Source organism: Gilliamella sp. wkB7, assembly GCF_001693435.1.
GTDB classification, from domain to species: Bacteria; Pseudomonadota; Gammaproteobacteria; order Enterobacterales; family Orbaceae; genus Gilliamella; species Gilliamella apicola_N.
This window is the reverse complement of sequence record NZ_CM004509.1, coordinates 22,254-47,738: the sequence shown is the minus strand read 5'-3', so window position 1 is coordinate 47,738 and position 25,485 is coordinate 22,254. Positions and strand designations below refer to the sequence as shown.

General features: G+C 32.6%; 26 protein-coding genes. 9 read left to right on the top strand and 17 right to left on the bottom strand.

Translation table 11 applies throughout. The features are described from left to right. The first annotated feature begins 2 nt into the window (after nucleotides 1-2). Nucleotides 3-842: a 4-(cytidine 5'-diphospho)-2-C-methyl-D-erythritol kinase gene (gene ispE / locus A9G17_RS00235; protein WP_065736970.1), complete on the top strand. Its 840-nt coding sequence runs from the start codon at nucleotides 3-5 to the stop codon at nucleotides 840-842. A 79-nt stretch (nucleotides 843-921) separates the two neighbouring features. Here the strand turns inward: ispE and A9G17_RS00230 are convergent, their stop codons facing one another. Further along, a complete protein-coding gene (locus A9G17_RS00230) occupies nucleotides 922-1,569 on the bottom strand; it encodes a DUF421 domain-containing protein (RefSeq protein ID WP_065736969.1) in 648 nt (215 codons plus the stop codon). A 157-nt stretch (nucleotides 1,570-1,726) separates the two neighbouring features. Continuing rightward, entirely contained in the window at nucleotides 1,727-2,494 is a 768-nt protein-coding gene (locus tag A9G17_RS00225) for a transporter substrate-binding domain-containing protein (protein ID WP_065736968.1), read from the bottom strand. Nucleotides 2,495-2,787: 293 nt separating this feature from the next. Between A9G17_RS00225 and A9G17_RS00220 the strand changes: the two genes are divergently transcribed. Further along, nucleotides 2,788-3,855: a bifunctional transcriptional activator/DNA repair enzyme AdaA gene (locus A9G17_RS00220; protein WP_065736967.1), complete on the top strand. Its 1,068-nt coding sequence runs from the start codon at nucleotides 2,788-2,790 to the stop codon at nucleotides 3,853-3,855. 41 nt (nucleotides 3,856-3,896) lie between these two features. Here the strand turns inward: A9G17_RS00220 and A9G17_RS00215 are convergent, their stop codons facing one another. Genes A9G17_RS00215 through A9G17_RS00205 form a run of 3 tightly spaced genes read right to left on the bottom strand, consistent with a single transcriptional unit; the run spans nucleotide 3,897 to nucleotide 7,364 of the window. After that, complete coding sequence (locus A9G17_RS00215; RefSeq protein ID WP_065736966.1) at nucleotides 3,897-4,580, bottom strand: response regulator transcription factor; 684 nt, start codon at nucleotides 4,578-4,580, stop codon at nucleotides 3,897-3,899. Beyond that, nucleotides 4,561-6,027 (bottom strand): sensor histidine kinase, encoded by a 1,467-nt coding sequence (locus A9G17_RS00210; protein WP_065736965.1) that lies wholly within the window; start codon nucleotides 6,025-6,027, stop codon nucleotides 4,561-4,563. The genes A9G17_RS00215 and A9G17_RS00210 overlap by 20 nt, the downstream gene beginning before the upstream one ends. 2 nt (nucleotides 6,028-6,029) lie before the next feature. Next, nucleotides 6,030-7,364: a vWA domain-containing protein gene (locus tag A9G17_RS00205; RefSeq protein ID WP_065736964.1), complete on the bottom strand. Its 1,335-nt coding sequence runs from the start codon at nucleotides 7,362-7,364 to the stop codon at nucleotides 6,030-6,032. 257 nt (nucleotides 7,365-7,621) lie between these two features. Between A9G17_RS00205 and apt the strand changes: the two genes are divergently transcribed. The 3 genes from apt to A9G17_RS00190 all read left to right on the top strand — a co-directional run bounded on the left by apt (nucleotide 7,622) and on the right by A9G17_RS00190 (nucleotide 10,643). Further along, complete coding sequence (apt, locus tag A9G17_RS00200; protein ID WP_065736963.1) at nucleotides 7,622-8,173, top strand: adenine phosphoribosyltransferase; 552 nt, start codon at nucleotides 7,622-7,624, stop codon at nucleotides 8,171-8,173. Between the two features lie 247 nt (nucleotides 8,174-8,420). Continuing rightward, nucleotides 8,421-9,191, top strand: coding sequence for a dimethylargininase (gene ddaH / locus A9G17_RS00195; protein ID WP_065736962.1), 771 nt, complete (start codon nucleotides 8,421-8,423; stop codon nucleotides 9,189-9,191). A gap of 42 nt (nucleotides 9,192-9,233) precedes the next feature. Next, nucleotides 9,234-10,643, top strand: coding sequence for a basic amino acid/polyamine antiporter (locus tag A9G17_RS00190; RefSeq protein ID WP_065736961.1), 1,410 nt, complete (start codon nucleotides 9,234-9,236; stop codon nucleotides 10,641-10,643). Nucleotides 10,644-10,657: 14 nt separating this feature from the next. Here the strand turns inward: A9G17_RS00190 and A9G17_RS00185 are convergent, their stop codons facing one another. Together A9G17_RS00185 and nfi are read right to left on the bottom strand one after the other, a co-directional pair. Next, nucleotides 10,658-11,407, bottom strand: coding sequence for a tRNA1(Val) (adenine(37)-N6)-methyltransferase (locus tag A9G17_RS00185; RefSeq protein WP_065736960.1), 750 nt, complete (start codon nucleotides 11,405-11,407; stop codon nucleotides 10,658-10,660). Continuing rightward, nucleotides 11,397-12,062, bottom strand: a complete 666-nt coding sequence (nfi, locus tag A9G17_RS00180) for a deoxyribonuclease V (RefSeq protein ID WP_141677597.1) — start codon at nucleotides 12,060-12,062, stop codon at nucleotides 11,397-11,399. The genes A9G17_RS00185 and nfi overlap by 11 nt, the downstream gene beginning before the upstream one ends. A gap of 60 nt (nucleotides 12,063-12,122) precedes the next feature. On the opposite strand from nfi, the gene A9G17_RS00175 reads away from it, so the two are divergent. Further along, nucleotides 12,123-12,704 carry an IMPACT family protein gene (locus tag A9G17_RS00175; RefSeq protein ID WP_065736958.1) on the top strand — a complete coding sequence of 194 codons (582 nt, stop codon included), beginning with the start codon at nucleotides 12,123-12,125 and terminating at the stop codon, nucleotides 12,702-12,704. Nucleotides 12,705-13,498: 794 nt separating this feature from the next. Here the strand turns inward: A9G17_RS00175 and A9G17_RS00170 are convergent. The 3 genes from A9G17_RS00170 to A9G17_RS00160 all read right to left on the bottom strand — a co-directional run bounded on the left by A9G17_RS00170 (nucleotide 13,499) and on the right by A9G17_RS00160 (nucleotide 15,894). Continuing rightward, a complete protein-coding gene (locus tag A9G17_RS00170) occupies nucleotides 13,499-13,924 on the bottom strand; it encodes a hypothetical protein (RefSeq protein ID WP_065736957.1) in 426 nt (141 codons plus the stop codon). 372 nt (nucleotides 13,925-14,296) lie between these two features. Beyond that, nucleotides 14,297-14,932: a hypothetical protein gene (locus A9G17_RS00165; RefSeq protein WP_065736956.1), complete on the bottom strand. Its 636-nt coding sequence runs from the start codon at nucleotides 14,930-14,932 to the stop codon at nucleotides 14,297-14,299. Nucleotides 14,933-15,165: 233 nt separating this feature from the next. Next, complete coding sequence (locus A9G17_RS00160) at nucleotides 15,166-15,894, bottom strand: Vgb family protein (RefSeq protein WP_081301596.1); 729 nt, start codon at nucleotides 15,892-15,894, stop codon at nucleotides 15,166-15,168. A gap of 503 nt (nucleotides 15,895-16,397) precedes the next feature. On the opposite strand from A9G17_RS00160, the gene A9G17_RS00155 reads away from it, so the two are divergent. Then, nucleotides 16,398-17,321: a LysR family transcriptional regulator gene (locus tag A9G17_RS00155; RefSeq protein ID WP_065736954.1), complete on the top strand. Its 924-nt coding sequence runs from the start codon at nucleotides 16,398-16,400 to the stop codon at nucleotides 17,319-17,321. Nucleotides 17,322-17,756: 435 nt separating this feature from the next. On the opposite strand, the gene dhaM is transcribed toward A9G17_RS00155, so the two are convergent. The 6 genes from dhaM to A9G17_RS00125 all read right to left on the bottom strand — a co-directional run bounded on the left by dhaM (nucleotide 17,757) and on the right by A9G17_RS00125 (nucleotide 22,455). Then, nucleotides 17,757-18,155, bottom strand: coding sequence for a dihydroxyacetone kinase phosphoryl donor subunit DhaM (dhaM, locus tag A9G17_RS00150; protein ID WP_373271505.1), 399 nt, complete (start codon nucleotides 18,153-18,155; stop codon nucleotides 17,757-17,759). A gap of 12 nt (nucleotides 18,156-18,167) precedes the next feature. Next, nucleotides 18,168-18,746 (bottom strand): dihydroxyacetone kinase subunit DhaL, encoded by a 579-nt coding sequence (gene dhaL / locus A9G17_RS00145; RefSeq protein ID WP_065736952.1) that lies wholly within the window; start codon nucleotides 18,744-18,746, stop codon nucleotides 18,168-18,170. A 13-nt stretch (nucleotides 18,747-18,759) separates the two neighbouring features. Then, nucleotides 18,760-19,749 carry a dihydroxyacetone kinase subunit DhaK gene (gene dhaK / locus A9G17_RS00140; protein WP_065736951.1) on the bottom strand — a complete coding sequence of 330 codons (990 nt, stop codon included), beginning with the start codon at nucleotides 19,747-19,749 and terminating at the stop codon, nucleotides 18,760-18,762. An 11-nt stretch (nucleotides 19,750-19,760) separates the two neighbouring features. After that, nucleotides 19,761-20,903 carry a glycerol dehydrogenase gene (locus tag A9G17_RS00135; protein ID WP_065736950.1) on the bottom strand — a complete coding sequence of 381 codons (1,143 nt, stop codon included), beginning with the start codon at nucleotides 20,901-20,903 and terminating at the stop codon, nucleotides 19,761-19,763. Between the two features lie 334 nt (nucleotides 20,904-21,237). Further along, the gene (locus A9G17_RS00130; protein ID WP_086309367.1) at nucleotides 21,238-22,017 is read right to left on the bottom strand and encodes a DeoR/GlpR family DNA-binding transcription regulator; all 780 of its coding nucleotides are present in this window, start codon (nucleotides 22,015-22,017) and stop codon (nucleotides 21,238-21,240) included. A gap of 252 nt (nucleotides 22,018-22,269) precedes the next feature. Next, complete coding sequence (locus tag A9G17_RS00125; RefSeq protein ID WP_065736949.1) at nucleotides 22,270-22,455, bottom strand: hypothetical protein; 186 nt, start codon at nucleotides 22,453-22,455, stop codon at nucleotides 22,270-22,272. Nucleotides 22,456-22,899: 444 nt separating this feature from the next. Between A9G17_RS00125 and A9G17_RS00120 the strand changes: the two genes are divergently transcribed. Together A9G17_RS00120 and A9G17_RS00115 are read left to right on the top strand one after the other, a co-directional pair. Beyond that, the gene (locus A9G17_RS00120; RefSeq protein ID WP_065736948.1) at nucleotides 22,900-23,394 is read left to right on the top strand and encodes a GNAT family N-acetyltransferase; all 495 of its coding nucleotides are present in this window, start codon (nucleotides 22,900-22,902) and stop codon (nucleotides 23,392-23,394) included. Nucleotides 23,395-23,445: 51 nt separating this feature from the next. Beyond that, on the top strand, nucleotides 23,446-24,180 hold the full coding sequence (locus A9G17_RS00115; protein ID WP_065736947.1) for a rhomboid family intramembrane serine protease: 735 nt from the start codon (nucleotides 23,446-23,448) through the stop codon (nucleotides 24,178-24,180). A gap of 59 nt (nucleotides 24,181-24,239) precedes the next feature. Here A9G17_RS00115 and lolE read toward each other — a convergent pair whose 3' ends face one another. After that, complete coding sequence (gene lolE, locus A9G17_RS00110) at nucleotides 24,240-25,484, bottom strand: lipoprotein-releasing ABC transporter permease subunit LolE (RefSeq protein ID WP_086309358.1); 1,245 nt, start codon at nucleotides 25,482-25,484, stop codon at nucleotides 24,240-24,242. Nucleotide 25,485: the final 1 nt, after the last annotated feature.

Below are 25,485 nucleotides of genomic sequence, written 5' to 3'. Positions count from 1 at the left end.
TAATGAAACAGTGGTATTCACCAGCAAAATTAAATTTATTTCTCTATATAACTGGGCGTCGTGCTGACAATTATCACAATTTACAAACCTTATTTCAGTTCATTGATTATTGTGACATTGTAACATTTAAAGTACGTCAGGATAACCAGATCCATTTACTGACCGAGTTTGTTAATGTACCTGAAGATAAAAACTTGATGGTTATAGCTGCCAATCGGTTAAAATCTTATACAAATCGTCAAGATTTGGGGGTAGATATCACTATTGATAAAAAAATCCCTATGGGCGGTGGGCTGGGTGGCGCGTCATCAAATGCTGCAACGGTATTAGTCGCGCTTAATCAATTATGGCAACTCAATTTAACAACAGAAACATTAATTGAAATAGGACGGCAAATTGGGGCTGATGTGCCTATCTTTATTTATGGTCATGCAGCTTTTGCCCAAGGCATTGGTGATCAGTTATTAACGGTTGATATTCCACAATATTGGTATTTAGTCACCTACCCTAATATTGAAATCTCCACAGTTAAAGTGTTTAATGATCCTGAACTTACCCGTAATACACCAAGCCGAGATCTTGATGACTTATTAGCTTTACCATTTGATCAGTTTAAAAATGATTGTGAAAATGTCGTTCGAAAACGATATCCAATTGTTGATAAGGTTATTACTTATCTGTCTCAATTTGCCCCAACCAGATTAACTGGAACAGGTGCTTGTATCTTCACTCAATGTAAAACGGAACAAGAAGCGAAACAAATCCAGCAAAAACTCAATAATAATTTTCAAATACCAAGCTTTATTGTTAAATCATTAAACCGATCGCCTTTATATAACTAAAATAGTAAAACTCTTTATAAAACCTTAACCAAAATAATGGTTAAGGTTTATTAATTAAAAATTTGCCATAACAAAAAACTCAATTAACAAGTTCGCTTGGTATGACAAAGAGACGATCATCATAGTATTCAACACAATATAATCCATCATAATTAGCATAACCCTGCTCAGCTAATTTAGATTTTAGCCAATCTTCATCTTTGCCAATCGATTTTAACCCATCTTCATTAGGACTTTCATTTTCTAATACTAGGACGGATATGTCTTTATCACCTTTTTTAACCACAGTTAATTGACCATTCGGCTCCAAAATAGCTTTATCGACGGTATGAATAGTAAAAATATTCTTCATTCTAAGTAGTACAGCAAAGCTGGAAAAATCCAAGTTAACACTGGTAAAGGCATCTAGTTTAATTTTACCCTTTTCCATTAAAATAATCGGATTACCAACAATAAATGCTTTGGCATTTTGACTTCTTTTCTTTAAATAGTTGGAAGTATACATAATGGCTGTCCACATTATTAACACCACCAAAAAATCAAAAACGGTTAACTTTGGATTATAGATGATACCTCCCGCAATTCCACCTAAAATCATATTACCAATAAAATCAATACTCGACATTTGGGATAGTGAGGTCTTACCAGTAATTTTTAAAAATAAGATAATACAGATGAATACAACCAACAACTTTAATGCAATGACTAAAAAATCATAGTAATTCATTTTAGTATTACTCCAAAAAAGATTAATATACATTATTTAGAAGAGAGATAATGACCTAATGGATCTATGGGTAACCAACAAAAATAGAACTAAAACAGATATTATTTAGGATAATAATGGCAGTGTTAACCGCCATATTTAATAGGTTACTAGCGAACTAATTTAATTGAGTTTTTACGCCCCATTTTAACGCTAATTGCTGCTTATTTGAATTAGGAAGCCAACTATTAATTGCATCCAAAAGTTTTTGGTTACCTGATTGAACCATATAAGCTTTATAGCTTTCTGTACCTTTAAATGGGGTGTCAGTTGCTAAACATAAAACATTTGGCTCTTTATATTGATAATAATGACCTTCAATAAGATCCGTTACCATAGTGTCGGCTGTTTTATCACGTAAAGCTTGAATATTATCAAAATTATTTTCTACACGAATCACTTGGGCCTTATGAATATTACCATTGACAAAGCTTTCATTGGTGCCACCAGGATTAACGACCACCTTAACATCAGGTTGATCAATTTTGTCTAGACTTGATAAATTGGATGCGACATGGCATGCAGCTAACGCAACTTTACCATTCGGCACTATTTCATCAGAAAGTAAGAATTTTTCTGCACGATCCTTTGTATAAGTTACACCACCCATAGCAATATCGTAATTATCATCCGCTAAATCTTGTGATAAGGTTGGCCAACTAGTGATATAAAATACCGGTATCACATTTAATTGTTTTGCGAAATCTTCTGCCATATCAATATCAAAACCGACCAATTTTTCTTGGGTATTATAAAAAGCTAATGGTGCATAATCAGCGGGGACACCAACTTTTAAAAATCCTGAATTGATAATTTCATCATAGGTTCTTGCTTGTACAAGACCTGAAAACAATAGTAATGCCATAATAGCAGATACTTTTTTCATTTTTTTATTCCTTTTCATTTCTGAAATTTTGCAATTATTATTAATAAACTAAAATAAAAAATTAGATAAATCATTTATCTGAATTGTTCATTATCCATAAAATTTTACTTTTATTGAACGTGAGTATTAGATTGGATATTCATTCGTTTGGCAATTATTTTGATCAAATATCTGAAATTTTTATCAAATAATTATGTTTGAAAATAGTTGTCAATTTTTCGGTTGCCAAGAAAATGGTTTTTTTAATAAGCTTACAACATAATGAAAATCAATTAATCTAAAAGAAACATTCGATGCTAATTACCGATACTAAACAAACAGAAATTTATTACCGAGCCTTACTTGACCGAAATCAAAATTACGTAGGAATTTTCTATGTAGGTGTTAAAACGACATCTATTTTTTGTATTGCTACATGCCGAGCAAGAAAACCAAAATATGAAAATGTCGAATTTTTCTCAACTTTTAAATCAGCCCTTGATGAGGGATATCGACCTTGCAAAATATGTAAACCCACTGAAAATTCAAATCAAGCACCGGAAGAGATAATTAAAGCCATTGAATTAATGAATAAAGAGCCTAAAACAAAAATAACGGATTATGAATTGAGACTGAATAACTTAAGCCCAGAAATTATTCGTCGATGGTTCAAAAAACATTATGGAATAACGTTTCATGCTTATCAGCGAATGTTTCGAATTAACAATGCTTTTCAGGAAATTAAATCAGGAAAAAATATCATCAATACCGCATTTGATACAGGTTATAATTCTTTAAGTGGTTTTGGTTATACCTATAAAAAAATCATGAAAAAATCACCCTCAACCAATCTACAGCATGACGTTATTTTAATTGATAGATTAACCACCCCGTTAGGCCCAATGTTTATTTGTGCAACTAAGCAAGGTATTTGTTTATTAGAATTTGTTGATAGAAGAATGCTTGAAACCGAATTCAAACAATTACAAACCCAACTTAACATGAAGATTATTTTTGGAGAAAACGAACACATAAAACAAGCCAAAATTGAGATTTCCGAATATTTTCAAGGGATCAGAACTCATTTCACTGTGGCATTACATACACCTGGAACGCCTTTCCAACAAACCGTTTGGGAATGTTTAAAAGAAATTCCCTATGGTGAACTGACAACTTACAAACGGCAAGCACAAAGAATAAATAATCCATTGGCAATTCGAGCAGTAGCCAACGCCAATGGTAATAATCGTGTAGCAATCATCATTCCATGCCATCGAGTAATCGGATCTAGTGGTGAACTTATTGGCTATGGAGGAGGATTAGAAAGGAAAAAATGGTTAATAGAACATGAAAAATCACACTCACAAAATCAAACTGAGTAAAACAGAAAATTGAAAATATTTAACCCAATCACTGGAACGATCTAATGCCTATAACCAATGCCATGAATAGTCTTGATTAAAATAGGTATTGTTGGATTAATTTCTATTTGTTTTCTCAGTTTTGAAATATGTTGGTCAAGCGTCCGACTGCTCGGTAAAAAATCATATCCCCATGCATAATCGAAAAGCATATCACGAGTAACAACCTGATTTTTATGTTGGTATAAACATTCCAATATTTTGATTTCTCTTAATGTCAACTCAATAATTTGGTCATTTCGTTTTGCGTATAATTCAGTAGGATAAATTTTTAAATCACCAAATTCAAAATAATCGCTTTTGGTTAGATTTGAATTTTTCGCTTTCAAATAACGTTTTGCAATGGCTTTAATTCTTGCTCTTAATTCATGAATTCCAAAAGGTTTATTCATATAATCATCTGCACCAAGTTCAAAACCTACTACTCGGTCAATTTCCTCATCTTTTGCAGATAAAAATAGAATAGGAACATCTTCATTCAATTTACGAATTTCACGACAAACGGAATAACCATCCAGCTCTGGCATCATAATATCCAAAATAATAAAATCAGGTTGTTGTTGTTCAAATAGTTTAAGAGCAACTTTACCATTACATGCTTTAATGATTATATATCCTTCTTTTTCTAAAAGATCTGACATGCCGTTAAGAATATGCTTATCGTCCTCAGCAATTAATATTTTCATTTTTTTGTTCCATTAAAATAAGTGAAAATGCAATACCCGGTTTTTTATTTATAACTTTAATTTCACCTTGCAGTTGCTTGGCTAATTGGTTGGCAATAGTTAATCCTATCCCTGTGCCAGAAACACCTTCGGTAATAGATGAACTGACTCGATAAAATGGTTTAAAAATCTGTTTTAACAAATGAGAGGCAACACCTTCACCATAATCACGAACGGTTATTACAACCTGTTTACCCGATCTACACAATGATAAATCAACTTGTTTACCCTTAGACGCATATTTTTCTGCATTACTCAGAAAATTATTAAGAATTTGCATAACACTATCGGCATCAGTATTTACAATACAATCATTTTCAAGATTTATTAAATTAAGTTGTAATGATTTAGCCGCTAGTATAGGTTTAAAAGTAAGATAGACTTGCTTAAGGAGTGCAGTTAAATTAACAGGTTTTATATTTAAGTTATTGGGTTTATTAAAAGTCAAAACATTCTGAATAAGTCGAGTTAATCGTTTACTTTCTGCACTTATTACCTGCAAATAATCTGGAATGGGGGCGGGTTCCTCTTCTAAATATTCGCTTAACATTTCAGAATATAAGGTGATGTTGGTTAAAGGTGTTTTAAATTCGTGAGAAACTTGCCCAACAAAAGTAACTTGCTGTTTTGCCAAGCGCAAAGTACGTGTGTATTCTCGATAACCATAAAAGACAAATCCAAATAAAACGAGAATTAATAGTCCAATCCCCCCTATTCCTAATATATATAAATTCACTAAATTAGGTGAAGAATAATAATAAGTTAAATGCCAATTTTGTAATGGGTATTTTAGCGACTCAGTGATTTCATTCTCGAATGTTTTACCGTTGCTATAAATCTGCTTATCATTATTAATAAGTTTGAAGTTATCCTCCAATGACTGATTATCGAGTAAATTAATGATATCAAATGTAAGTTTAACCGTTGAAAGTTCAAAACCAATAATATCATCCGATACTATGAACCAGTATATAAGATGATCATAATTTTGATACCAACCAGAGTTAGGTTGAAATTGTTCATCATGATCTTTTAGATTTAATAGAAGAGAATGGTCTAAAGCAATTGATTCAACCAAACTATGCCATGAAGAATCCTCGGAGTGACTTAAAAACAAAATATTATTCTTGTTTATTACAAAAATCTTTCTAAAGTCAGTTTCTTTTTCTAATAATTCTTTAGCATTATTGTGATCCGAATCAATCATTGAAATCAAACTATTAAAATAAGATATGCGTTGATTTAACAACGATTCAATCGATAATTTAATATTGTTAATATGACTTTTAGCTAATAAAGTTTCGTTATTTTTGCGCATTAGTACTTCATGCTCTATACTTCGCCAACCTAAAAAGCTAATAAGGGTCATTAATAAAAATAAAGATAAAATCGTTGTTATTTTTTTCATAATTATTTTTTTATTGCACTCTGTTTTAACTGAAATTGTTCTTCAGTCAATGTTTTACTAAAATCTGGTTTTTGAACTGATTCGGCCAAGGTTTTATTTTTTCGAGCTTGATTTTCTATTCTCTCTTTATCTGACATTGACATTGTCGGCGATTGCGCTGAAATGGCTTTGAGTGCTTCACCATTTTCTCGTAATAATTGTTGTGCCTCATCTCGTTTACCTTGATTATAAAGTTCCAATGCTTTTTCATTCTCAAGAGCCACTTTCTGAAGTTCGGTTTCTACAATTACGTCTTGATGTATGGCATCATCCACCATTTTTTTGTCTTTGGTGTATGAAATGCGAACCACTTGAGTTTCATTTTCAGTTTTATTTTCTAATAAATTATCATATTTTAAATCAACTTGAGCTAAAGTTTTCTCTTGCCCTACTTTACCTTTATCTGGAATGACCTCTAACAATACATATTTTTCTTGATTGGAAAACAATTGATTCATTTTTACGGTTATTTCATTACCCTTAATCACCCCATCTCGACCAAGCAAACGCACAGGTTTAACGCCATTTTTCAATTGAATAGTAATCACAACGTCTTGAGCAATAGCTGACATAAGATCATTAAACTCGTGAACAAACACATTTTCGAGATCTGCAGAATTATTTACAAAAACATGATTTCCATCACTATAACTTGCGATTGATGACATTAATAATTCATTATAATCAGAGCCAATTCCCAATGTGGTAATAGCGATATTCTTTTTTGCCGCAATAATAGCCAACTGAGAAAGTTCATCTACTGAACTCGGACCAATATTCGCTTGACCGTCAGATAACAAAATAATACGATTAACTTTATCTTTGGTCAGTTGATTTTCAACTTGTTTAATTCCTTTACTCAAACCAGCAAATAGAGCTGTTCCTCCTTCTGCATAAATATTTTCATTAATAAGTCCAATGATTCTCAGTTTATTATCTACTTTGGTTGCTGGAACAATCACTCTTGCTTCGGAATCATAGGCAACAATAGATAATGTATCATTTTCATTCAACATATTAACCGCCAAAATAGCTGCCTCTCTCGCTTTTTCGATTCGCTGTCCTGACATTGAACCAGATTTATCAATAACAATAGCTAAATTAATCGGAACACGTTTTTTGGAATCAATATTTTGACCAGATAATGAGACTTTTAAGTAATTTGTTTCTGGAGTGCCTTCCAAAATAATTGGTGATGACAATTCTGAACGAACTTGTATTTGTTTATTTATTTGGGCATGACCAAATAAGCTGCAAACTGAAAGTCCTAGCAGGGCAAATATTTTAATAATTTTCATTGAATTCTCCTTCCATATAAAGTTTATTCAATTATTCATCATTTGCAAAATTTATTGTCTAAATAATGTATTTAGTTGTAAAAAGTTGTAAAAATCCAATTAAACGATGCACAAATGGATATCAGTAATCGCATTCAAACTCGCCTATCTCACTATTTTACGGTGTGTTAACTGTTTGTTTATTGCCACTGTAAAGAGCATGGGTATATAATAAAAAATTAGTCGCTCTTAAAGAAAATAGTTAGAGAATATTTGATATGACTCAATTGCAAGAAAAACTTGAACTTATTAAAAATAGCATTATTACTATCCCTGATTATCCAAAACAAGGGATACTGTTTCGAGATATCACCAGTTTACTTGAAGACCCTATCGCTTTTAGAACTTCTGTCGATCTTTTAATTGATCATTATAAAGATAAAAATATTGATAAAGTTGTTGGAACAGAAGCCCGTGGTTTTATTTTTGCAGCACCTTTAGCCTTAGCATTAGGTGTGGGTTTTGTACCGGTAAGAAAACCCAATAAGTTACCCCGTAATGTGTTTAAAGAAGAATATCAACTTGAATATGGTACCGATACATTAGAAATGCATTGCGATGCAATAAAACCTAATGAACGGGTGCTAATCATTGATGATCTACTTGCGACAGGTGGGACCGTTGCCGCAACCGCTAAAATAATTCAAAAAGCGGGAGGAATAGCTGAAGATGCAGCATTTGTTATTAACTTACCAGATTTACAAGGTAAAACTAAGTTAACCAACATGGGGATTAATTGTTATACATTGGTCGATTTTAATGGTGAATAACCTATAAAGCCTTTATAACAGCTAAAAAACAAATTTTAAGGGTAATGTTTATTACCCTTTTTTATAAAAAATAATCAGCCTCTATTTTTCTTTCATTTAAGTTTTATCCACCAATCAGATTTCCCACTTGAATAAAAAAACACAGAAATTGCATAAAAAGTCAAATTAACTCTTGATAAAGTTATTGTTGTGAATTATTATTCAAAAATAAAGCATAATTATTTAATTAAAAAAGGATTTAAAACGAATGAAAAAATTTAATCATATTATTGCAAGAACACCTGCCAAATCACTTATCGATGGTTTAACTTCCGCTAATTTGGGTAAACCCGATTATCAAAAAGCGTTAGATCAACACAATAACTATATTCAAGCTTTGCAACAATGTGATGTTGATATCACTATTTTACCTGCTGATGAACGTTTTCCAGATTCTGTATTTGTTGAAGATCCAGTTTTGTGTACCCCACATTGCGCCATTATTACCAGACCTGGTGCCGAAAGCCGTCGTGGCGAAACTGAAATTATCAGCGAAACTATTGAAAGATTTTACCCCAATAAAGTTGAAAGAATTACCGCGCCTGGCACAGTTGAAGCGGGAGATATAATGATGGTTGGTAATCATTATTATATTGGTTTATCAGCGCGAACCAATCAATCGGGTGCAGATCAAATGATTGCTATATTAGAAAAATATGGATTATCAGGATCTGTGGTTACTTTAGAAAAAGTACTACATTTAAAAACGGGTCTTGCCTATTTAGAACATGACAATTTGTTAGCAGCAGGTGAATTTATTACTAAACCTGAGTTTCAACACCTTAATATTATTGAAATTCCTGAGCATGAAAGTTATGCCGCTAACTGTATTTGGGTGAATGAACGAGTCATTATGCCTGCAGGCTATCCAATTACCAAAGCAAAAATCGAAGCACTTGGTTATCAAGTAATTGAAGTTGATACATCGGAATACCGTAAAATTGACGGTGGTGTAAGTTGTATGTCATTGAGATTTTAATTAAAAAAATGTGTTATCTAAATAATTAAATAAGAAATTAATATGAATACACCAGTAAGAAAAAAGCTTGGTATACTTCCTCTCACTTTAATGGTGGTGGGAAGTATTGTAGGGAGTGGTATTTTTAGCCTACCACAAAATATGGCTGAAGGAGCCGGTGCAGGAGCAATATTAATTGCATGGGTTATCACCTTATTTGGCATGCTAATGCTAACAAGAATCTTTCAGTATTTATCGATCCGTTTTTATAAAATCAATGATGGATTATATGGATATGTACGAGCGGGATTTGGTGATTATATTGGCTTTAATGCAGCATGGGGGTATTGGATCTCTGCATGGATGTCATGCACAAGTTATTTGGTTATCTTGTTTAGTGCTCTTGGCTCGTTTGATTGTTTCAGCTATTTTGGCAATGGTACCACGTTCCCAGCAGTTATCGGCGCCCTTATTTTCTTATGGATTGTCAATTCGTTTGTATTAAAAGGTATCTATCATGCATTTTTATTAAATTGCTTAGTTACTTTAGCTAAAATTGTACCGATTGGATTATTTATTGTCTGCATCATTTTAGCGTTCAAAGTGGATACCTTTAAAACAGACTTTTGGGGAACCCCACAATTAGGCTCTATTGTTGATCAAATAAAAAACACTATGCTTTATACGGTTTGGGTCTATTTAGGCATTGAAAGTGCGACAGTTTATGCATCACGCGCCAAGAGTATCTTAAGCATTAGTCGAGCCACCTTTTTTGGCTTTGCTATTACCAGTTTATTACTCATTTGCGTATCAGTATTATCTTTAGGCATTGTTCCTCAACAGGAATTAGCAGAGATGAAAAACCCTTCAATGGCACTGGTCATTGAACATGTTGTAGGTAGTTGGGGAGCGACTTTTATTAACATCGGACTCATTGTATCCGTGAGTGGCGGACTATTATCATGGCTACTTCTTGCTGCAGAAATGCTGTTTCTAAGTGGACAAGGTGATGATCACACCGTACCGAGCTGTTTTGGAAAACTGAACAAAAAAGGAACCCCTGCCAATGCATTATATTTAACTTCTACTTTGATCAGTATACTCATCATCCTTGCTCACTTTTATCAATCTGGCTATAACACGCTGATTCAATTATCCACGTCCATGGTGCTTATTCCCTATCTGCTATCAGCCCTTTTTGTACTTAAATTGGCGATAAATCGTGGTAAAGCTTACTTAATCTTTTTAGGCTCAACGGGTTCAATTTATGGGGTATGGCTGATTTATGCAGGTGGAGTGTCTTATCTATTACTCTCCATGATTTTATATGGCATTGGATTGGTATTTTATTTATACGCTAGAAAGCAAAGAGCACTACCTGCTTTCAGCTTTCTACACGATAAAATCTATGCTATCACCATAATTATTTTAGCAATTACTGCCATAATCTATTTTTATGTGCTACCTAATTAACTCATAATAGAGAATTATTTTCGGAATAGATAAAAATCATTCAATAATTGTCTGAATGCTGATGAATAACGTCCATCATCATCACGCATACAAAGTTGCTCACTGAGCACTTGACCACTATTAGTTAAAGAAAAAGCCAATAAGGACAATGAAAAGTTTTTATTGGCATTATATTTGACATACAACTCTTGCTGTAAAAAAAGCTGATTTGCCTTACACAGACAAATAAACTGATCAGCCATATGAAAAGGGAGAACCAAACCAAACAGACCATCTGGTTTTAACAAGCGTTTGACTGAGTTTATAAGCTGTTCAAAATTCAAACTTTCAGTATAACGAGCAAGTTGTCGTTGGCTATTGCGACAATCGACGGCTGGTTCAAAATAAGGTGGATTTGTTACAATTAGGTCATAACACACCTCCTGATTAAGACCAAATTTATTAATATCTGCTTGTTGAGCCCTGACCGATGACAAACCTGCGTGCATACTATTTTCTTGACACTGCTTTATAGCATCCGCATTAATATCAATAGCATCAATTTGGCAAGGGTTATGAGCCAAACGCTGAGCCAACATTAATGCTATCACTCCACATCCTGTACCAATATCAAGGATTTTTTGCGGATGATGGTCAATTGGAGCCCAAGCACCAAGTAAACAACTATCCGTTGTTACCTGCATAGGACTTTTATCATGCGCAACAAAAAAACGTTTAAACGTAAAACCGCCTTTTTTTAAAGGTTCTTGATGACTATTTTTCATTTAATAACTTCTTAAATAGAGGTTTATTCGACGCAATCGCATCTGCCCAACGAGTTGGCTCAGGTAAACGATAACCTCGTAAACACAGGTTCACCCACTTTAATGCACTCGCTTGACTGACACGATGTCCTGCTGAAATAAATAAAGGATTGCAATTATTTTTACTTTGCAATACCCAACCTATCTGCTGTTGTTTATCTAACAAAGGAGTAACATTGCCTGCTTGTTTTGGTAATGTTTCATATTGTCCACATAATCGTTTTTTAGCCACTCCAATGGTTGGCATGTCCAACAATAAACCAAGATGACTGGCAATTCCTAAACGTCTGGGATGAGCAATACCTTGACCATCGACCAATAGCAAATCTGGTTTTTGCTTTATTTGTTGCCATGCTGCCAATAAAGCAGGATATTCCCGAAAGGATAAATAGCCGGGAATATAAGGAAACTCAGTTTTTAAACGAGCTACATGATATTCAACAACAGAAAATTCAGGATAACTTAGCACGACTATCGCCGCTCGAGTAATATTACCATCATCTTCAAATCCCACATCAGTACCACCAATAAAATTGATTGGTTCGTTAAAGTCATCGGACAATCTCACTTGATTAGCCAACGATAACTGGGTTTGTTTTAATTGTTGTAAATTAATAGACATTTTAATTATGATCAGTATCATTATCAGTTATGAAACAATTTTACCAGAATACGAATGCCATATACATTAGCAATTCCCACCCAACTCACCGAAGAAATCAAAAAAAGTCGTTTTATTGTCAATGCGGCGCCAGTAATATCGGCCGAACAAGCTGCTCAATTCATTGACTCAATCAGTGATCCTAATGCCACTCATAATTGCTGGGCATGGAAGATTGGACAGCAATACCGTTTTAATGATGATGGCGAACCTACCAGTACAGCGGGACGCCCTATTTTGTCAGCGATTGAAGGACAAGATTGCGATCAAGTTGTAGTAGTCATTACTCGTTACTTTGGTGGTATAAAATTAGGCACTGGGGGGTTAATTCGTGCATATGGTGGTTCTGCAAGTCACTGCCTTCAACAAGCAACATTGATTGAACTTATAGCACGCATTACTTTGCAATTTCATTGTTACTATAACGAATGGCCTATTATCGAAAATCGCCTTAAAGAACTTGATGCGATTATTGAAAATCAAGAATTTGATGCTGAAGGAGTAAAAGTAAGCGTAGCCATTACTAAAGATAATTCAGTATTATTACAAAAAGATATCAGTGATATTACCCGTGGCAGAGTCAATATAACCCTATAAATTTTATGCCCGATTATACTGTGAAAAAGTTTCAGGTTAACTATACGTTTTAGTAAAAAATGAGATATTGAACAAATGTATTATTTAATTGATGCCAAAAGAGATTAGATCGTTACCCCTGCTATAGTCAACTTTGATTTCACTGCGATTGCAAGCATAATACAGTTTTTTATTATTTTAGATAATTTGGTTGATGATTGCTCTGTATAGAATTGATTTTACGATACTAATTTCGAACAATAATGTGGTTACGTGGATAGTTAAGTTGTGTAACAATAAATTTTGGTCATTGAAATGAGATTCATTATTGAATTAAACATTTAAAACAACCATTCAGCCAAATATAAAATGATCACTGTTGCAAGATGCACAATTAATTTTGTTAGTATCCAACTATCGCTGCAATTATCCTACTTAAAATTAGGAATTTTTTATGACTTTAAGTTAGACTTTTCACAAAATAATTCAATGAAATACAATTTTTTAGCCAGACAAAATATGTATTTTTCAAACCATAAAATTTTACATTTGTATTAACTAATCCATTATTGAATACTACAAGGTAAGCTCCACTAACATTAAAAAGACACCCGTATTTAGTGGTTGATATTAGATCTTGAATTGACAGTAAGTTAGACCTACTATTGATTTATATGATATTTAAAATGGACTTCAGTTTTCAGCATGACTTCCTTATATGCTTTCAATCATATCATTTTCCTTTTATTTAAGTATAAACTAACACACTGAACTCAGCGCCAGCATACTAATACAATAATTATATAACTTTTAGTTTAGTGTATTGAGTTAATTAAGTGATTTTTTCCTGATATAGGAGTTATCTCAATCATTTGGTCATTATCTAACTCAGACTCATCTTCAAGTTCATCGTCTGCATCTAATTCATCATCATTCTCTGCATTTACACCTTCATCAGATAAAGTTGAACCTGATTGTGTTTCAACTTCTTCAGTATTAATTAAGTAAGTCGGATTAGCTTGAATTACATTCGCTGTCCTTACATTTAATGCGGTTACATCATTAATACTTAGCCCCACAAAAATACTTGCACTAATCAAGGAAATCTTACAATAAAAAGATTTATCTAACATTATTTTAGATAAGCCTGATGCAAGATTAGAGATTGACTGAAAACACTTTTGGGGATTTAAAGAGGAATCTAAATTATGATCCCCCATAAACCAACTGCATTTTAACATATTATTACTTCCTCCCTACAAATGATTACTTTTTTATAAATATAATCTTATGTTGCGAAGTATAATATTTTAAAAAAAATTAGCAAACTTATCTTAGAAAGATTTGTTAACTAATGTAAAATCAATTAATTACTGAAGTCATTTTATCTTTTTCGAACTCTATAATTTTTCGAACTTTTCTTATATAACATCATCATTATCGATTAAATTTTATACATGCAATTCACTTGTAACAATTACTTTTTCTACTATAATTAAGTGGTATGTTAATAGTGCAAATTATGCCTAATGTACCAAAACAATTTAATTAAACAAATAAGTTTAAAAAATAAAATTAGAACCTAAAGACTGAAATTTATCTTTTGTAGATCATTATGTAAAAGCGACTAGATCACCAACTTGTTCATCAACTAATTTTATAAGTTCAAGTATTTTCTCATCACCATTAATAAAAATGTAAACATTGTCTAAATAAGGATAGTATTGTTTGAAAAATTTTCCACTTTCTGTACCTGCAGGACAAAAATGAAAAACTATAGCCTCGTTGCAGCATCCTAAGGCCATAAAATCATCCCAATAGAATACACCTTCCATGTCGATCGATTTTATACAAATACCTTCTTCAAAAAAAGCACAATAACATTCAACAGGCCATGTAGCTTTTTTGTAAAGTTTTTTAATTAAGCGTATTTCTAAATAAATCTGTACATAGTGTCTAATAAGATAGATTATAGCAACGATTCCAACTAATGGGATTAAAGCAAAAAACTGTGTTAATGCATTAGTTAAAGTGAAAAACGTGGAAAATAGAAAACACACCAGTATAAAAGCAACGATTGAACCCGCCAATACCATGAATGCATATTTAGGAAAATACAGACGATGAATAATGCGTGGAATTTTTGCAAATAGCTCCGGTTGAGAATCAAGTTTAATCGTACGTTCAAATAGAAAATGAGCTTCATTAGGATCGAAAGCATAATAAGGTTTTTTAATTCTCTCTTTCATTGATATTCCTATATATTGTTTTGTATATGGCGGACGTCAGTATTATAAAACACAATGATTAATTGTAAATTAAACTTATTATTTTATTTAATATTTGATAGAAATAATGCAAATTACCCTATCGAAAATATTAAATAGGGTAATCCTATTACTTATAAGTTTTATATTTATATCTTTATATAAAACTTTATTTCAACTAGCCTGTTAAAGTAATTGTGATTATTTATCCAATTTTAATTACTATCCACCCCATAGACTGAACCGTCTCCCCAAGTTCCAATATAGTAACGATTTTTATAATATGCTAATGCGACTGCTCCCGATAGGGACGAGGCTAAATTTGTTACTTTTTTGGTTTTTACATCAATTTGTCGCACCATTCCAGCACCATTATCAATAACTGCCACAATATTTGACGAAATTGTTGCAATACCTACCCCTGGACGATCAAATTGATCACCTAATTCAGTTTTATCACCATTAGGTTGGATCATGGTCAAACGACCGCTATATTGAGAAACAACTAAACTATTATCAGGTAGTTGAGTTACACCAACTGGTGTAGTCAAACCTTTAGCTATGATGGTCTTTTGCTTCGTGTCTAAATCAAGTGACACAATTTCACCTGTTGAACGATTGGTGATCAATAATTGTCCATTATTAGAGAAAGCGATACCCGTAGGTGTATGATAGCCGTCTGATATTTTTTGAGATTGACCATTTTGCGTAATTTTTAAAATATAGTCATCACTATAAGATGAAACATAGATATTATCTTGTGTATCAATGACGATTCCTGCAGGAGAAGCGATACCAGTATAAACAGTCTCCTTTTCACCATTGTTTTTAACTTTTACGATTGAATCACCAGACCAATTTGTCACATACATTACACCTGAACTATCAAAGGCGATGCCTGTGGGAGCATTAAAACCAGAAGCTAACTTTGTTAAATTTGCCATACTTAATCCTGTATAAAAGAAGCAAAATATAAATAGAGAGAAATGTAATAATCTTTTTTTCATAACAAGTTTCCTTAATAAATAACTGCTACACTTTAATGTTTATGACTATTTTTAATGTATTGAATACCAAAAATAGCTAGAATTAGATTAACCATGCTTAATATGACACAAATAGCTATCACTCCAATCCAAGCCATGTTTTGATAAACTATACCCGATAGATAAGTACCAATACTGCCATCCGCCAAACAAAAAAATTAGACATTGATTCCATGAACAAAATAACATTTAGAGTTTTTTTAAGTTTAAGAAAGCTTAACTAACAAAACATGAGTTGAAAAATACATATTTTGTTATACGAAAATCGTATTACAAAAAAATCATATAAATAAATGCAAAATACAAATATCTGATTCATAATAACAAGATAATAATTAAGGCAGATAAATGTCAAAGCGACTTTAGAATCAGACAACGAGCTTATTAGGAATAGTAAATTTATGGACATCTATAGCAAAAGATTACCAACAATTAAACAATTACAATATTTTATTGCTGTCTGTGAAGAACTTAGCTTTACGGGTGCAGCTGAAAAACTGGGCATAAGTCAACCCCCGCTTTCCACTCAAATAAAAAATTTGGAAGAAACCTTACAAAGTACACTTTTTTTAAGAAACTCACATAACATCGTATTAACCAAAGATGGCGAAATACTAAAATCAAAAGTATCAAAATTACTAAGTGATCTTTGCGCTATAGTAAAATCAACAAAAACTAACTGTCATGAAAAAGTTATTATCGGAACAACCAAAACTTTAAGTTTTGACTATATTCCTTTTTTTAAATTGTTTTTGTCAGAGTTTAGAGATGAAACGAAGATCTATAAACATGACTATACATCGAAAGAATTGTTGTTTGAATTACAAAAAGGGAATATTGATTTTGCAATTGTTTCTGACTATCCAGGTAGAGATTTTAGCGAAAACTCACTACTCGTTTGTCAAGAACCAATGACATTAGTATTACCAACAAATCATCCATGCAGCCAACAAAATAAAGTAAACCTTAGTGATGTAACTGATTTACCCCTTTTTTGGTTTAAACAATATTTAAATCCTTTTTTTTACGAACAATGTGAAAAAGTATTCAATCATTTAGATAAACCAATAATCAGACGGGCAGAACTTGCAGATAATCTTTCTATGTTACTTGAAGTTGCGTTAGGTAACGGAATTATGCTTTTACCACAATCGATGGCACAAGCTAAAGTTGATGGTGTATCCTACAAAAAATTAATTACCCAACAAAATGAAAAATTAAAAATTAATATTTACCTTATTTGGCGGAAAAATCTAAAAATAACGTCGGTTAATAAAGCCATTATTGATTTTTTTCACTCAAGTTTAAACCATTATATAGGCTAATTTAAACGGATTACCGTCCGCTTTTTTCTTAATAATTTTTAAGATCATTTAGACAATACAGTTAATATTAAATCATAAAATTAAAAATACATAACAGTAGGATTATTTAAAAAATTCACCCACTTCAAATTATTAGTATAAATAATCAAAAAGCTTCATTATGTTCTGGCATAGCTTTTAGATAATTCACTAGAAATTTATTTATATTTATCATTCCAAAGAGGATAGAAGAAATATAAAAAATGAGAATCGACAACAAAGAAGGCCATTAAATCAGTAGGAGTCCAAATTACTCAACCAATAATATATAAACAAACTTTATAAATAAATTTTACAAGATCAAGGATAATGTTTCTAATCAACGATTATGTGCCTTTGTATTAATCTAACTCTTTATTCTGATCTATATCTAATTAAATTCCTTATCAAATGACTCTAACATTTTTTATTTATTGATTTTAATTCTTCAAAAATTGATTCAAGACTATCAATATTTTCAATTTGAACAGCAGCCATAAATGCTCCCTCGACCAATGGGCAATTGACAATATGAATTTTTTGTTTAATCGCATCATCATCAAGCATATCAACGGCTGCTTCTGAACTCATTACGGCACTGCCTATATCCGTGAATACGAGAATAGCATCATCGGATTTGCGCTCTTGAAAAGTTTCATATATTGCTATTGGATCTGTTCCTAGATTTCCATCTGATGTTCCACCAAGAGAAAAAACAGTCACGTTTTCTTGATTCAACGCCATTTGATCAATCATCTCTTTCAAACCATCCGTTATCTTCTTACTGTGAGATACAAGAATGAAACTTATCATTATTAATTTCCTTGTTTACTGAATATTTTTTAGCATCGATGTGAACAAATACCCACTTGAAACAGAACCAGGATCTAAATGACCAATTGAACGTTCTCCCAAATAAGAGGCTCGTCCCTTTGTTGCTATCATCGATTTTGTTGAATCAACGGCAATATCAATAATTTGTTGCGTTAGTCGTTTAGATAAAAGACTTTCACAAACAGGAGTCCACACATCAACCATCGTTTTTTCACCACATGCGGCTTTACCTCGTTTGAGAATACCATTAAGTCCTGCTTGAATAATGAGAGGTAATTCATCAGTTTCTTTAGCAGCTTTAGCCATTTCCATAAATGCTGAGCCATAAAGTGGACCTGAAGCACCACCAATATTTCCCATGAGTGCCATCGCTGTAATTCTAAAAATCTCAGAAACTGAATTAGGCAATGTTTTAGCAAGTTCAGCTTGCATTGCAATTACGCCACGATTCATATTATTACCATGGTCACCATCGCCAATTGGTGTATCTAGATCAGTTAAATAAGTTTTATTTTTTTGAATTTCATTAGCAAAATCATTTAACCAATTTAAAACATTTTTTGTATCAAGCATGATTTATTCCTTTTCACCAAGCTAATGTCGTTACGGGGTAATTAAGATTTTTGAGCCATTCGTCATCTACGATCTTCATTAAAGTTAAAGAAACGCCAGCCATATCAATTGCTGTCATATAATTACCGACTTTTGTAAATAGTACATTCAATTTTTCTGTTTTTAATTGACGTAATACATCATTGGTAAAAACATATTGTTCCATTAAAGGGGTGGCACCTAACCCATTAATCAAAACTGCATATTGGTCATTTTCTTGAAATGAAAATGCTACTTTTAATTTACTAATGAGTTCTTGAGCTAAAAATTTTGAAGATTGTAGTTTTTCTCGTCTGTATCCCGGTTCACCATGAATTCCAACACCATATTCAATTTCATCATCAGCAAGAACAAAGCCGGGTTTACCAACTTCGGGAACGGTTGCGCCAGAAAATGCCACTCCAATTGTTTTAATATTTGGAATAATTTTTTCTGAAAGTTGTTTGATTTCAGTTAAACTGGCACCTTGTTCACTGGCCGCCCCCAAAATCTTATGAACTAAAATTGTACCAGCAACCCCGCGCTTACCTTGGGTATAAGTACTATTTTCAACAGCAATATCATCATCAACAATACAGCTATCGACTTTGATACCCTCCATTTCAGCCATATCTTTTGCCATTTCAAAATTCATAATGTCACCAGAGTAATTCTTTATTACAAGAAATACTCCTTGTCCTGAATCAGCGGTTTTTATAGCGTTAAAAATTTGATCGGGTGTGGGTGAGGTAAATACTTGACCACAGACAGCAGCAGTTAACATTCCTTGACCAACAAAACCAGCATGAGCAGGTTCATGACCACTACCTCCTCCACTTATAATTGCCACTTTATCAATTCCTAAATTTTTTCTAATTACTATTTGAGAATCAGCCACTCTTTCTAATAACGTAGGGCTACTAGCAATTAAACCATCAATCATTTCATTAACGATATCTGAGGGATTGTTGATCAATTTTTTCATTGTATTAGCTCCTATTTCACAAATTTGCCAGTTGTTTTGTAGTTTTTACCAATAGTATCGGCTAGTAAAATTGCCGCTTTAATTCCTTCAACAGTAACAGGGAATGGCATAGAATGAATTGATTCTTCAGGGATAATGGTTTTTTCTGCCACTTCAGTTAGCTGTTCGTCTGAAATGGTTTTTACGCCTATATCTTCAAGACAAACTGGAAGATTAACTGATAAACAAAAATCTAAAACTTCTTTAAGCTCTTCTTCTGGTGAATTTTCTAATATAAGTTGAACTAAAGTACCGAATGCAACTTTTTCACCATGATAATAATGATGTGTTTCTTCAAGAATGGTTAATCCATCATGAACGGCATGAGCACCAGCTAAACCACCGCTTTCGAAACCAAGTCCTGACAGCAGAATATTAGCCTCTATGATATTTTCCAATGCAGGAGTGACTACTTTATCAATACAAGAAGCTTTAGCTTTTTTACCATCTTTTAATAAAGTTTGATAGCAAAGCGTAGCGAGAGCAAAAGCAGCTAAAGTTGGTTTTGCTCCATCGCACAATTGTTCTCTTACTCCACATGGTAATCCTGCATTAATATTGGCATAAGATTTTTGATTTGCTCTCGCTTCAAAATATGTTGAAAGTGCATCCCCCATTCCTGATACCAAAAACCGAACAGGTGCTTGAGCAATAATTTGAGTATCAATAAGTACAACGCTTGGACTTTGTTTGAAATAAGCATAATCATCAAACGCCCCATCCGGAGTATATAAAACAGCTGAATGACTAGTTGGAGCATCAGTCGCGGCTATCGTTGGCACAATAATAACAGCATGACCTTCGGCCACACATTTAGCGGTATCAATAGCTTTACCGCCTCCTAAACCTATAGTGCAATCACATTGTTCTGTGATAGCTAATTTTTTTAGACGTTCTACTTCTATACGTGAACATTCACCATTAAATCCAGCTGTAACAAACAAGCAATTGTATTTTTCTGCCGTATAATCAAGTTGTTTACGAACTCGTTCAATATCTGATTGATTACCAATTAATAAAGCTTTTTTGCCAAAACTTGTTACAAAATAGCCTAAATTTAGTAATTCATTTTCACCTTGAACATATTTTGATGGTGATATAAATGCTTTTCTCATAATTGCCTCCTAACAACGAACCATACCAAACAAATAAGATCACAAACTTGATATATTAATGATAAAAAACAAAACAAACGCAACATAATTGTGCCGATTATGTGATTTAGCGCAAACTTTTAATCAAAAAAGAATAATATTGATTTCTAAAAATTGTTTTTGTATGAGGAGAAATAAAGTAGGAAAAGAAAAATTAAAAAATAAAAACATGAAAGAAAAATGATTTAGAATCTATGAATATGAATGGAAGGGTCTAATATTCTTTTCATTAACGCATAATAAGAGGTGAAATTATAACAGAAGAACGATATTGGTGTTTATGAGAAAAAAATCGCTATTTTTTAGCGATTCTTAATTCTACTTTATTTTCTTTTAATATTTTAATTATATTAGCGGGTGGTTTACTGTCAGTGATAAACGTTGAAACTTGTTTTAAATTGCCAATTTCGACAGCGGCTGATGAATGAAATTTTGTATGATCACCGATTAAAATAAAATTACGTGAATGTTCAATCATTGCCTTGACAACAGCAACTTCATTTATATCAACATCCAATAAAACACCATCGTAGTCAACAGCGCCAAGACTTGTGACAAGGTAATCAGCACGAAAACTACTCACTAATGAAAGTGCACTTGGTCCTACGATACCGCCATTATGTGAATGTAAAATCCCCCCTAATGTTATGACCTCGAATCCTTTATTTTGATATAAAATATTAGCAACTCTTATACTATTAGTGATTACTCTCAAATTATTTTTATTTTTTAGAGCTTTTGCAACAAACTCAACAGTTGTCCCCATAGTGATAAATAAAGTAGCACCATCAGGAATAAAATTAGCAACTTCATTGGCAATAATCGTTTTTTCTTCTGTATATGCTGTTTCTCGTTTAGAAAATTCAGTATTCATGAGACTTGAAATTCTTCCTGCTCCACCATGATGTCGAGAAACTATACCTGCATCGCTCAATTGACGAATATCTCGTCGTATAGTTTGTGGTGTTACATTTAGAATTTTGGCTAGTTCTTCATTACTAATGTATCCTTTTGACATAACAAGAGAAATCAATTTATCATGCCTTGGATTTCCAGTTAATTCTACATATTCCACCACAGACTACTCCTTAATTATATTTATCTTTGATGTTTAGTTAAAAATTCATTTACTTGTTTAATTGACGGTATTTCTGCACAACCACCAGCTTTAGTACATATTATTGCTACAACAGCATATGAGAATTTTACTACTTTAAAGTTTGAATATCCAATTAACAAGAGCAAAAGCAAATGTGCATTGGAAAACATCTCAAGCTCAAGTTGTATCTACCACATCAACTTTAAATGCTTTATTCCAATGTAAATTTTACTTTTCTAACCCTATACAACCTTTATCTATAAGTTTAGTAATGACAACAACTGTAATTGCTATAGCTCCTTTATCTATTTCTTTGTAATTACCAGCAATAAATTTGCCATTAACTTTCTCAATATCATTAATATAATAAATACTATCTTGTACTGCTATATCTAAGCAAACAATTCTAATCATAAAACACTCTTAATATTCGTTTACATTCTTAAATATTCGTTTAATTTTAATTTAAAGAAATTTTAGAGAAAGCAATCGAGATCATTCTAATCAATAAAAATCACAAATATAATACTAAAAGAACTAAAACGAACTTTAAGAAGTAAAAAATGGCAAATATTGGCTTCATTGGTTTTGGTCAAGCGGAAAGTCCTTTGGGTAGATGCCATTAATAGTAAAACACCACTCCAGCAAGGTATTTATATACTTCCAAGCAATAAAACATTATCAGGTGAAATACGGATGCAATTGACGTTATTTTTCATAAAATTTTAGACGACATTTCGGTGTATCATTCTGAATGATTTTATGATTTTTTCAAAGTTAGATCGTTTTTAACAAATATTGCTTGCCAGCATTAAAACCATTACAATGAGGCACAATTAACCACTATTTTTTATTTTTATGATTACCTATATTGATGCCACTTTAGACGATTTGCCTTTTATTGTTGATGTTTATAACTCTACCATTGCTAGCCGTCAAATTACGGCCGATTTGCAGCCGGTGTCAGTTGAAAGTCGTTTAGTTTGGTTTAATCAGCATAATCCTAAAAATCGACCTATTTGGTTAATCAAATATTCAAATCAACCATGTGGTTGGGTAAGTTTATCCTCTTTTTATGGTCGTGCAGCTTTTGACAAAACAGTTGAGATCAGTTTGTACCTACATGAGGATTTTAGAGGGAAAAAAATCGGTCAAACAACCATCATACGCATTGAATTATTTGCCAAACAAGCTGGTATTGAATCCATATTCAGCTATGTTTTTGGGCATAATCTTCCTAGCATGAATCTATTTAAAAAAATGAATTATCAACAATGGGCATTATTACCTAAAATTGCCGAACTTGATGGCGTTAAACGTGATTTAGTTATTTTAGGAAAACATCTGGATTAAATCACCTATCTGTTTTTATCTATTTTGTTTTTTAATAGGAAAACTCAAAACATGAGCTTTTTAAAATATTTCCAATTTTTATATCATCAAGCCAAAATTACCAGCATTTTAGTCGTAATTAATGTTGCATGGTTTATTATTTCTCGCATTCTTGATATGCGAGGATTATCTGATTTTAGTCAAAGTAAGTTTTTAATTGACTGGGGTGCTGATGTTGCTCAACTTACATTTTCTGGTGAATATTGGCGCCTTTTCACTAATATTTTCATGCATGTAGGATTAGCACATCTTGCTATGAATATGTTAGCACTATGGAGTATTGGCGTTATTTTAGAAAGATTAATACCTCCATTAGCCTTTGTTGGAATCTATTTGCTATCGGGTTTATTTGGAAGTTTAGCAAGTGATGTTGCCACAATACATATTAATGTAATTAGCTGCGGCGCTTCAGGGGCAATTTTAGGTATCATCACCGCCCTACTTGCTTACTCATTGATTAATCGTACTGATTTACAAGAGATGCCTATCAAATCCATTGTGGTGAGTTTATTACTCACTGCTGGATTGGGTTTATTACCTTCTATTGATAATATGGCACATATTGGTGGTGCAATAACCGGTTTTATCTTGGGAGTATTAATCACGCTTTGTTTGAGAAAATTTCGATATCAAAGCCAAATCTGTACAATATTAACAGTCCTAATCTTTGCCACTGCAAGTCTAATTTTATATTGGGGTTATCAGCATTATCAATATGATTATTTGATAAATGGTTATAGATATTAATAAAAAATAAAGGCGCATCAAACGGTGCGCCTTTTTTATGTTTTATGTATTGTTTTTCATTAATAGCTACTTAAAACTCGTGCAGGATCGATTTTACAAGCCCTTTGAGCTGGATAATAGCTAGCAAGCAAACTTAACAACATTGCTGTAATAAACACAATCACAACATCAAAAAGATGAATTTCAGACGGTAAAAAGTCAACAAAATAGATGTTACTGTTAAGGATTTTATGCCCCATCAAAGATTCCACAAATTCCATAATATTTGATAGCTGCCATGATAAAATCACTCCTAAAATCACCCCGATTAAACTTCCAATTAATCCTGAAATGACTCCATACCAAATAAAGATCTGTTTAATTAAACAATTAGTTGCACCGAGTGTTTTTAAAATGGCAATGTCACGTTGTTTATCTTTAACAGCAATTACTAATGTCGAAACAATATTGAAACAAGCGACACCAATAACAACAATCATAGCCAAATACATAATCTCTCTGATCATTTGAATGTCACGATACATAAAGCCGTAAGTTTGTTCCCAACTATTAAACGATAAGTTTTCATCCAGAGCTAACGCTGCCTGACTAATAATATACCTAGCCTGATAAACATTATCTACATTGACCATAATGCCTGTGACGCTGTCGCCCATATTCAGTAACTTTTGTGCATCTGCTAATGGGAGCAAAGCAACATTATTGCTAAGGCTTCCGCTTAAATCCAAAATACCGATAACTTGCAAACGCACTCGTTTCGGAGGTTTTAGTTGATTAGAGTTGCTGGATACTGGAATTAATAAAGTAACCCAATCTTTTTCTTTTACAGCTAGCGTTTTGGCTAAACCAGAACCAATAATAATTTGTTGATTATCAGCTTTAAATTTTTGCCATTGATTATTTAATACATAATTAGGAAGTGTACTTATTGATTTTTCTTGATCGGGATCGATCGCTTCTACTTCAACTGCGCCAAGTTTACTCGCATTCTCAATTAAACCCGTAAAATTAACAAAAGGTGTAGCTGAGACAATGTGACTATTCTGTTTTAATTCGTCCCGAACATTTCGCCAATTATCCAGATAACCATATTCGGGATAAAACTGCCCATGTGGAACAACGGACAATACTCGATTATGCAGTTCACGCTCAAAACCATTCATTGCACTTAACCCAATAATTAAAGCCGCAATACCTATGGCAATACTGAATGTGGAAATAATTGATATCAACGACACCATCCCACTTTTACGGCGTCCTTTGCGGAACTTAATGGCGGTGATTAATGATAAATTCATTGTAATT

Excerpts from the sequence above, each read along its gene's own strand:
- A9G17_RS00155 (WP_065736954.1), top strand. The coding sequence starts at position 16,398 with ATGGACATCTATAGCAAAAGATTACCAACAATTAAACAATTACAATAT.
- A9G17_RS00120 (WP_065736948.1), top strand. The coding sequence starts at position 22,900 with ATGATTACCTATATTGATGCCACTTTAGACGATTTGCCTTTTATTGTT.
- ddaH (WP_065736962.1), top strand. The coding sequence starts at position 8,421 with ATGAAAAAATTTAATCATATTATTGCAAGAACACCTGCCAAATCACTT.
- dhaL (WP_065736952.1), bottom strand. The coding sequence starts at position 18,746 with ATGCTTGATACAAAAAATGTTTTAAATTGGTTAAATGATTTTGCTAAT.
- ispE (WP_065736970.1), top strand. The coding sequence starts at position 3 with ATGAAACAGTGGTATTCACCAGCAAAATTAAATTTATTTCTCTATATA.
- A9G17_RS00230 (WP_065736969.1), bottom strand. The coding sequence starts at position 1,569 with ATGAATTACTATGATTTTTTAGTCATTGCATTAAAGTTGTTGGTTGTA.
- apt (WP_065736963.1), top strand. The coding sequence starts at position 7,622 with ATGACTCAATTGCAAGAAAAACTTGAACTTATTAAAAATAGCATTATT.
- A9G17_RS00170 (WP_065736957.1), bottom strand. The coding sequence starts at position 13,924 with ATGTTAAAATGCAGTTGGTTTATGGGGGATCATAATTTAGATTCCTCT.
- A9G17_RS00190 (WP_065736961.1), top strand. The coding sequence starts at position 9,234 with ATGAATACACCAGTAAGAAAAAAGCTTGGTATACTTCCTCTCACTTTA.
- A9G17_RS00115 (WP_065736947.1), top strand. The coding sequence starts at position 23,446 with ATGAGCTTTTTAAAATATTTCCAATTTTTATATCATCAAGCCAAAATT.
- A9G17_RS00135 (WP_065736950.1), bottom strand. The coding sequence starts at position 20,903 with ATGAGAAAAGCATTTATATCACCATCAAAATATGTTCAAGGTGAAAAT.
- A9G17_RS00165 (WP_065736956.1), bottom strand. The coding sequence starts at position 14,932 with ATGAAAGAGAGAATTAAAAAACCTTATTATGCTTTCGATCCTAATGAA.
- dhaK (WP_065736951.1), bottom strand. The coding sequence starts at position 19,749 with ATGAAAAAATTGATCAACAATCCCTCAGATATCGTTAATGAAATGATT.
- A9G17_RS00225 (WP_065736968.1), bottom strand. The coding sequence starts at position 2,494 with ATGAAAAAAGTATCTGCTATTATGGCATTACTATTGTTTTCAGGTCTT.
- A9G17_RS00210 (WP_065736965.1), bottom strand. The coding sequence starts at position 6,027 with ATGAAAAAAATAACAACGATTTTATCTTTATTTTTATTAATGACCCTT.
- A9G17_RS00175 (WP_065736958.1), top strand. The coding sequence starts at position 12,123 with ATGCCATATACATTAGCAATTCCCACCCAACTCACCGAAGAAATCAAA.
- A9G17_RS00220 (WP_065736967.1), top strand. The coding sequence starts at position 2,788 with ATGCTAATTACCGATACTAAACAAACAGAAATTTATTACCGAGCCTTA.
- A9G17_RS00160 (WP_081301596.1), bottom strand. The coding sequence starts at position 15,894 with ATGGCAAATTTAACAAAGTTAGCTTCTGGTTTTAATGCTCCCACAGGC.
- A9G17_RS00125 (WP_065736949.1), bottom strand. The coding sequence starts at position 22,455 with ATGATTAGAATTGTTTGCTTAGATATAGCAGTACAAGATAGTATTTAT.
- A9G17_RS00205 (WP_065736964.1), bottom strand. The coding sequence starts at position 7,364 with ATGAAAATTATTAAAATATTTGCCCTGCTAGGACTTTCAGTTTGCAGC.
- A9G17_RS00185 (WP_065736960.1), bottom strand. The coding sequence starts at position 11,407 with ATGAAAAATAGTCATCAAGAACCTTTAAAAAAAGGCGGTTTTACGTTT.
- A9G17_RS00215 (WP_065736966.1), bottom strand. The coding sequence starts at position 4,580 with ATGAAAATATTAATTGCTGAGGACGATAAGCATATTCTTAACGGCATG.